The sequence below is a fragment of the Chryseobacterium sp. Bi04 genome (genome assembly GCF_918698085.1).
Classification (GTDB): Bacteria; Bacteroidota; Bacteroidia; order Flavobacteriales; family Weeksellaceae; genus Chryseobacterium.
This window is the reverse complement of the sequence record NZ_CAKKLP010000024.1, coordinates 25736-33924: the sequence shown is the minus strand read 5'-3', so window position 1 is coordinate 33924 and position 8189 is coordinate 25736. Positions and strand designations below refer to the sequence as shown.

Here is an 8189-nt window from a genome sequence, read left to right as displayed (position 1 = left end):
TGCTTTGGTTATATCAAAGTGTTCAACTAAAAACTCGGGAAGTAATAATTTAAGTAGTTCGTGATCGCTTAGCATAATACAAAGATAAGATTACTAAATATTCCCCCCAACTTTTGCTCCTGATCCGGTGTATTGAGGTAAATTTATATTATCCCCAACTTTTGAGACTGATCCTGTATAATACTTTTTCAAAAATAAAAAATTCCGATTATCAATCAATTATGATTGAGTAAGTTTTACTTTTGTCATAATATAAAAGTAAAAGTAATCCTTGTATGCAAATTGGTATTTAAGATTTATAAGTTTGACAATTAATTACTACTTAATATTTTCTGCTGATTTACTTTGTGTAGATTGTTCCTTTTCTCTATTGTAATAATTATCATCTTTTTCAAAAAGATTAGTTATTTTAGAAAATAATTTGGATAATAGACTTCTTTTATTTGTAATTATTTCTGCTTGCCCGACCATATTTTTAGAAAATGCAAGAATATTATCTGTATCACTCTTTAATCCATTTGGCAATTCTACAAATATTAGGTAATAATTTTGCGTGGGAATTAAAGAAATTGACTGAACTTTACCCTCTAATTTTCCATATTCTTGGAACGGAAAGGAAGCCAGTTTAATTGAAACATTCTGACCAATTTTTATCTTTCCTGCTCCCGTCGGCGCAACTAATAATTGGGCAACATACTTATTATTATCAGGAAGTACGCTGAATATTGGTTCTCCTTGTTTGACAAATTGATTAGAAGAGATGAACTGCATCATATCTACAGTGCCATTAATTGGTGTTTTGATAACATATTTTGATTCCCAAAAATTAATATCTTGAAGTAATTGATTATAAGTACTTATTAGCTTAATTTCTAAATCGGAAATATTTAAGTTTTTCTGGGTATTAATTACATGTATATTAGCTTTATTGTCAGATATACTAAGATTATTTTCAACATCTTTAGCTTCATAATTTTTAAGATTCTCATTTTCTTTCAAATAATTTCTCTGAGAATTTTCGTATTCTATTTTTGTGATTAAGCCTTTCGCCATTAATATAGAATCATCTTTAAATCTATTTTTTAATAAAGCTATCTCATCTCTTTTAACATTTTTGATTTCATTTCTTTTAGAAATCATTTCAAAATACTTATGGTTTTGTTTATTCAAGGCTTCTTTTCTGGCATCATTATCATTATATCCTTTTTCTTTCTCCATACTATATAAAGTATTCAACAAATTAAAAAAAGGTTCTTCCAATTCTCCTAAATCGGAATTGTAAGCGAAAGATAGATCGGAAGCTCTTAAAATATATAAGTTACTTGAGTATTTTAAAAGTACTTTTTTCAATTCCAGAATATCATCTTCATTAGAAGGGTTTTCCATTATTGCCAGATACTCGCCTTTTTTAAGAAACTTATGTGGAACAAACTTCTTAAATATTATTTTACCGTAATTTTGAGAAACAATTTCTATTGGTGGTTTTTCTGCTGTTACACGAGCCTCTCCCAATACAATTTCGGGAGATTTTATTAGTTGTAAGAGAATAATTGTTATTGTTATTATGGCTATTAAAGAATAAAATAGAATAGAATTAAACTTTGGAAATATTGAAATGGCATCGTCAAATTCTTCAGAATACGTCGTTTTCTTATTCATGGCTTTCTAATATCATTTGATTTTTAAATAATTCGTAATAATATCCTTTTTTATTTAGCAATTGTTTTTCGTCTCCCATTTCTACAATTTGTCCTTCATTCATAACAACTATATTATCCGCTTTTTTTATTGTTGCAAGTCTATGAGCGATGAGTACTACTGTTTTTCCTTCAAAAGAAGTATTAAGATTGTTAACAATTATATTTTCATTTATTGAATCTAATGAATTTGTTGCTTCATCTAAAAATAAAAATTGCGGATCCTTATAAAGTGCTCTTGCTATCATTAATCTTTGTTTTTGTCCTTCACTCAGGCCTCTACCATTTTCTCCCATCATAGAATTTATGCCTGAGGGTAGCGCATTTATATCATTTAGAAGGTTAACTTGTCTCAAAGCATCATACAATTTATTTTGATCATACTCACCACTGAGAACTATATTATCCTTAATGGATTCTTTGAAAGCTTCTGCACCCTGATTGACAACTCCAATCTTTTTTCTCCACTCACTAATGTCAAGTGCATTCATGTTAATATTCCCAATATAAAAATGGCCTGAAACAGGGCTGTAAAGCCTTGTTAAAATTTTAAGTAAGGTTGTTTTTCCACTCCCGCTGGCACCAACAATTGCTGTAATTTTCCCTTGTGGAACAGTCAACGAAATATTATTTAAAATATAATTTGAGCTATTATTGTACTTGAAAAAAATATCTTTTAAAATAAGTGTCCCATTTTTTGGTAAATCTCTTGAAGTAACATTTTCATCTATTTGTTCATCTGGAGTGTTACTCGAATCATTTATTCTTATAAAACTAATATATGCCATTTGATATGAAGAAATAAATGCCGTAATCTCTGAAAGAGGACTTCGTAATTGTCCTAGAATATATTGAATAGCTATAAGAGTACCTAAAGTAATTTCCCCCTCTATAACGTAATAGACAGAAATAAATGTTAAAATGACATCGGATATTGTGTTGATAAGATTTGCACCAAGTGTATCTATTTGGTTAATCTTTAAGAATTTTATTCCTAAATAATATAATTTTACTTGAACTTTTTCCCAAGACCATCTTTTCCCTTGTTCGTAATTATTATTCTTTATTTCTTGTATATGGGTAAGTAGCTCCATCCAATGATTATTATTTTTTGCTTTCAGTGAAAAATAATTCATGTCTAATTTCTTACGGATATTCCAAAAGAATAAATCCCACCCCACGTATATTATTCCACTAAACAGAAAAACAAATAATAAAGTGGGTTTATAAATAAAAAGAATTGTTCCAAATACTAAAATATTTAATATTGCAAGTATTATATTGAAAGCAGAGTTCATAATAAAACTCTCCATCCTGTCATAATCTAATGCACGTTGAAAAATATCTCCAGAGGATTTATTTTCAAAATAATTAACAGGAAGTTTTAACAGTTTTATTATAAAATTGGATAAAATGGAAACTTTGATTCTTGATGATATATGAATATTAATTGATTGTCTTATCCAGCTTCCAATACTTATGCTTACAATTAAAACAATATTAGCAATTAACAGCATGGAAATGAAACTATAATCTTTAGATGCTATACCTGTATCTACTATTGATTGTGTAATAAATGGGATTGCTGATTGAACCAACGTTAAGATAAACATTGTCGCCAACAATTGGAAAACCTGTGTCTTATACGGTGCAAGATGGCTTAAAAAGTAATTAAACGCGTAAACATTCGTTGGATTTAATGATGGCTTAATTTCATTGAATTTATCCGTAGGCTCTAATAGCAAAAGGATACCTTTTCTAGCATCATCTTTTTCATAATTAAGCCAGCCTTCTAAAAATTCTCTATGTGAGTATTTGACTCTGCCTAATCTTGGATCAGAAATGTAAACACTTTTCGTTGTAATTTTATAAATGACAACATAGTGATTATTTCTCCAATGTGCTACGCATGGTAGAGGAATATTATCTGTTAATTTTTCAAATTCTACTTTTACGGGTAATGACTTTAAGCCTAGTCTTTCAGCAGTTAATCCTAATTCATATAAGGAAAGTCCTTCTTTTGATACTGATGATAAATCGCGAATATCTTGAATTGAAAAGAATTTTCCGTAAAATTTTGAAGTAATTTGAAGACAGGCCAAACCACAATCTTTACTGTCTAACTGTCTATAATTAGGAAATTTTTTCATTTAATTTGAGTTTTATGGCATGTATATAATAGAATTTTTCGTAGTCTTTACTCAAAAAAACGCTCAAAATTCTGTCTAAAATCTGTAAATGTACAATCTGAGAAATATTCTTCAATGACTCAAAATTAATTAGCTTTTCTTTGGATAATGATAACCTTTGAATTAATGGAAGTTCAATTGACTGATTTGCTTTTATAAATTTATCCTCAATTTTTTGTCTATTAACATTTAGGAAATTTGAAGTTTTAGCTTTAGAATCCATCTTAATTAAATAGTAATTATAAGCGTCATAAATATTTAAGGTAGAAAAGGCAAAAAACTCGATTACTATCCCAAATATGATTTTTTCTTTTGACATGGATGCATTAGTAAAAATTATATTAATCAATGAATACATAATTTCATTAACAATCAATTCGTTATTATGTCCCATGAATTTTATTTTCGGGTAGCAAAAAATATTATTATAAGGAAATATAAAGTCTATATCCGGGAACACTTTTTGAAAAAATATTATCCATTCTTTTTTATCAATATCTATATTTTGATCCCTATTATTAATAACAATATAGCAACCTGCTTTTTCTTGATTTTCTTCATCAACTTGATAAATAAAGAAATTTACATTTGGGTTATTTTCTTTAAATCTTTTAATAAGTTCGGAAATTTCATTAAACTTAAATGTTTGTTCCACAAAACAAATTAAATACTCTTGAGTATAATCATCTAGTATGAAATTATTTGAGTATTTCTCTTTAATCAGAATAGAGTATTTTGATATTAGGGAATCAACACCATTTATAAACTTTATTTTTTCACTCTTTTTAAGAGTATCAATAATTTGCGATAGCTCGATTGCTTCAGTAGGGAAATTTTGAAAAAAATACTTATTTTTACTTTTTTCAGTTTTTAAGTATATACCATTGCTTAAAAGAAAGTAATCAACAAATAAGGAAACCACTCTTGCAGCTTGCAGAAAATTTTCAGTTGTTAATCCTATTCCACGTCTTAAAGGCTCCATGTAATCATTGATTTTAAATCTCACTTCACTTAAATCAAAATTAATCACATCTGCTGACGCATTTGGAATATTATCCAACACATACTTCTTTATATATGACAATTCCTGGTTTTCATCTTTAATAATAGTTCCAGTTTTGAAAGCGTGAGATAGAAAATTCCCTTGCTTAAACTGTTTTGACATAATATTTAATACTTCAGAAAAATTAATCTTAATAATATTAAATGCTAAATTTTTATAGGTAAAACTTTCTGTAGAAGAAAAGGAAAACCTTTCACTTATTAACAATAAATCAACGTCATTAGCTTTATCTTTCTTTTCAATATAGCTACCAAATAAAATACATCCCTCTATTGAGGGAAAGTATTGGTCTAAAAAATCATATATGTTGTGATACATTTATACCTTTGATAAGAAGCGCTTTTACCTTAAGATAATTTCTTTACTCTTTCTGATATTTTCTTCAGATTTTGTAAAGATTTCTATAATATTAATTTTCAGATTTTCTTCTTTGTTTTCATAAATATGAGAACTTACTTCCAAGATGTTATTATTATCAATAGAATAGTTTCTTTCTAAATCCTGAATCAATGAACCATTAAAAAAATATTGGCAAGGTAAACTTTGATCTTTGGCGTATTTACTCTTAATATCTTTCAAATCTATTGCTTGAGGTTGATAATTGTTTTTTGTACTCATGTACATTGCACCACTATAGTTTTTACCATCCACAGCTATATTCTTATTAACAATATTAACGTTTCCAATTTTATTAATATCCAAGCTTTGAAAGAATAGGTAATTATAGTGCTTAGTATTTACAAAATATGCAATATTATTCGATGGAGATCTGAACATGGAAAGAGAATGTGCTTCAACATTACCTTTTATGTTTAGTCCTTTGCTTTTCGTTGGAAGAGTATCATTTTTTTGTAAAACTATATTTTGTGCTTTGAACAGAAAAGAAGAAATGATAAATATTGTTGTTAATGTTTTTGTAATCATAGTATGTAAATTTTAAATTTTTAATATTAAAGGCTGACAAAATCAGCCTTTAATAAATTAATGTCCGCAAATAGAGCATGCAGTAACATCGTTAGTATCCGTTCTATATTTTTGAACAATACTGTTATTGTTTAATCCTGAGATCGCAAATAATGGTCCTGTGAAACTTACCGTACTAAGACTTGATGTTTTTGGGCCTCCTTGAATTGAATCCATATAAGTTACTGTTCCAGCAGAAGCATCAAAATTAGTAATCACAACTTCGTGTCCAACACCACCACCTTGATCAATTGTTCCTAAAATAGGATGCCCCCCATTCAATTCATTTGCAATGGTATTTCCATTAGATCCATCTATAATGGTGTTTTGGAAAAATGTATTAACAGCAGTTTGCAGCTGAGAAGAGCTAAGTCCTCCCGCTCCTCCTAACATAGCAAAAAAATTCTGACCCGTAAATTCTGCAAAATCACTCGAAGTTAATCCTGTACCTCCAAAATAATTTGCAACATAATTAAGAGCCATTGTTGCACATGTTGCAGATCCTGCGAGCTGTTGGCATATATGAGTAGGAGCAGAAGGCAAGCTACCTTGTCCAGGTCCTCCTGAATTACTTCCACTACCGCCGCCGCCGTAATCTGGATAATCATTTCCACCATGAGTTGGGTCGTAACCCCCATCATAACCACCTCCGCCTCCGCCATCCCAAGGAATGACTACCTCTCCAATATTAGTGTAATCATACCAGTTTCCACCAATAATTTTTTTTGTTTCGATAGGATTTAGTACTTCTAAATCCAAATCACAGAAATGTGTTCTTGTCATAAATTTTAATATTTTAAATTAAGTTCATCTATTCTAAATTTTAATAAAAACAAATTATTTTTCAATTTTTCATATTCGATTGATAAATTAATGTTTTCATAAAGCTGGTTATTAAAGTCAGAGATTGTCAATTTTCCCAATAATAACAATTCTTTGTAATCAATTATTAACTTTTCGGATAATATAATTTGTTCCTTTAAAGCCAGCATTTGAGTTTTTAAATTCCAAGAATAACTAATTAACTCTTCAATTAATTTTATATGTTCGTCTTTATCTTCATCTTTTTTTAATTTTGTATTTTCCCTCTCTATTAACGCAATCGTTACTCTATCTTTTGAAATGCCCCAATCTAGTATTGGAATACTAACTCCAAGCGTGAGAAATTGAGTTTGTAATGGAGCATTAAATAAACGTGAAAATTCGGTTGATGAAGAATTTACTCCTACACCCGCCTGAAGATTTAAAGATATACTACCTTCTTTTTTTGTCTTATCTAAATTTGCTTCAGCCTTTATCTCGTTTATCAACCATTCTAGTTCAAATCCATTATAATCCAAATTTCTAATAAGTTGATCTTTGTCAATTAAATATTCAATTTCCTGCACTCCTGCTAATTTGATAGAATCATGAATTTCAATACCACTTACTCTTTCTAACTCATTTAACATATTTTCATATTCAATTGAATTGGCTTTTAAATAGCCATTCAACTTTATAACACTTAATTCCATTTGTGTTACATCAGTTTTAATTGCACGACCGTGCTTATACTTTTCTGAAACCTCATTAAGTATAGTTTTAACTTTTTTGATATTCTCAGTTAATAAAAAAGATTTTAATTGCACATTTTCGGCATCTATATATGCTTTAGCAATATCATACTGGATTTTAATTGTATTCTTTAAATAATCCAATGAATCTTTCTTTTTAATTAAATTATTTATTTTTTTGTCCCATTTATAACTGTTGTAGCCATTAATAGGTTGACGAAAAGAAAGATTAACCCAATTACTTGAAAAATTTGTATAATTATTGTTAAAATCTCTTGAATAATTTATAGAATTCGATAAATTGATTGTTCCACCAGTAAATGGAATAACTTGACTTGTGCTTAAACTGGCATTAGAATTTAAATAATTTCGTTCAATAAATTTTAACGTTCCATCCGGCTGTGTAACTTCAGAAATAGACCTTTGATAGGGGATTGATAAATCTAAATTGACATTTGGATATAAAGATTTGCGAAAAAAATCATTCTGTAATTTTTGTATCTTATAATTATTTGAAGCGATTTTATAAGAATGAGTATTGTCAATATTATCAAGGAAATAATATATATCCAATGATTTTTGACAATATCCTTTTAAGGTACTCATTATAAGTATAATAAGTAGTGTTTTCTTAATTTCAATCATTTACGTAATTGATATCGGGTAGATTGTCTAGTAATTTAATACAGAAATATTCTGAGGACTGTAAAATTGTCTTTGTAAG

At 28.4% G+C, this 8189-nt stretch carries 6 protein-coding genes; all 6 read right to left on the bottom strand.

Annotated features, from left to right (window positions below; translation table 11 throughout):
• Positions 1-318 precede the first annotated feature (318 nt).
• Genes LQV47_RS22110 through LQV47_RS22085 form a run of 6 tightly spaced genes read right to left on the bottom strand, consistent with a single transcriptional unit; the run spans position 319 to position 8110 of the window.
• The gene (locus LQV47_RS22110) at positions 319-1659 is read right to left on the bottom strand and encodes an HlyD family efflux transporter periplasmic adaptor subunit (RefSeq protein ID WP_230041288.1); all 1341 of its coding nucleotides are present in this window, start codon (positions 1657-1659) and stop codon (positions 319-321) included.
• Positions 1652-3847 (bottom strand): peptidase domain-containing ABC transporter, encoded by a 2196-nt coding sequence (locus LQV47_RS22105; protein WP_230041287.1) that lies wholly within the window; start codon positions 3845-3847, stop codon positions 1652-1654. The genes LQV47_RS22110 and LQV47_RS22105 overlap by 8 nt, the downstream gene beginning before the upstream one ends.
• Positions 3831-5267, bottom strand: coding sequence for a hypothetical protein (locus LQV47_RS22100; RefSeq protein WP_230041286.1), 1437 nt, complete (start codon positions 5265-5267; stop codon positions 3831-3833). The genes LQV47_RS22105 and LQV47_RS22100 overlap by 17 nt, the downstream gene beginning before the upstream one ends.
• Before the next feature lie 24 nt (positions 5268-5291).
• A complete protein-coding gene (locus tag LQV47_RS22095; RefSeq protein ID WP_230041285.1) occupies positions 5292-5873 on the bottom strand; it encodes a hypothetical protein in 582 nt (193 codons plus the stop codon).
• Between the two features lie 57 nt (positions 5874-5930).
• A complete protein-coding gene (locus LQV47_RS22090; protein WP_230041284.1) occupies positions 5931-6695 on the bottom strand; it encodes a papain-like cysteine protease family protein in 765 nt (254 codons plus the stop codon).
• 5 nt (positions 6696-6700) lie between these two features.
• A complete protein-coding gene (locus tag LQV47_RS22085) occupies positions 6701-8110 on the bottom strand; it encodes a TolC family protein (RefSeq protein WP_230041283.1) in 1410 nt (469 codons plus the stop codon).
• Between the last annotated feature and the right edge of the window lie 79 nt (positions 8111-8189).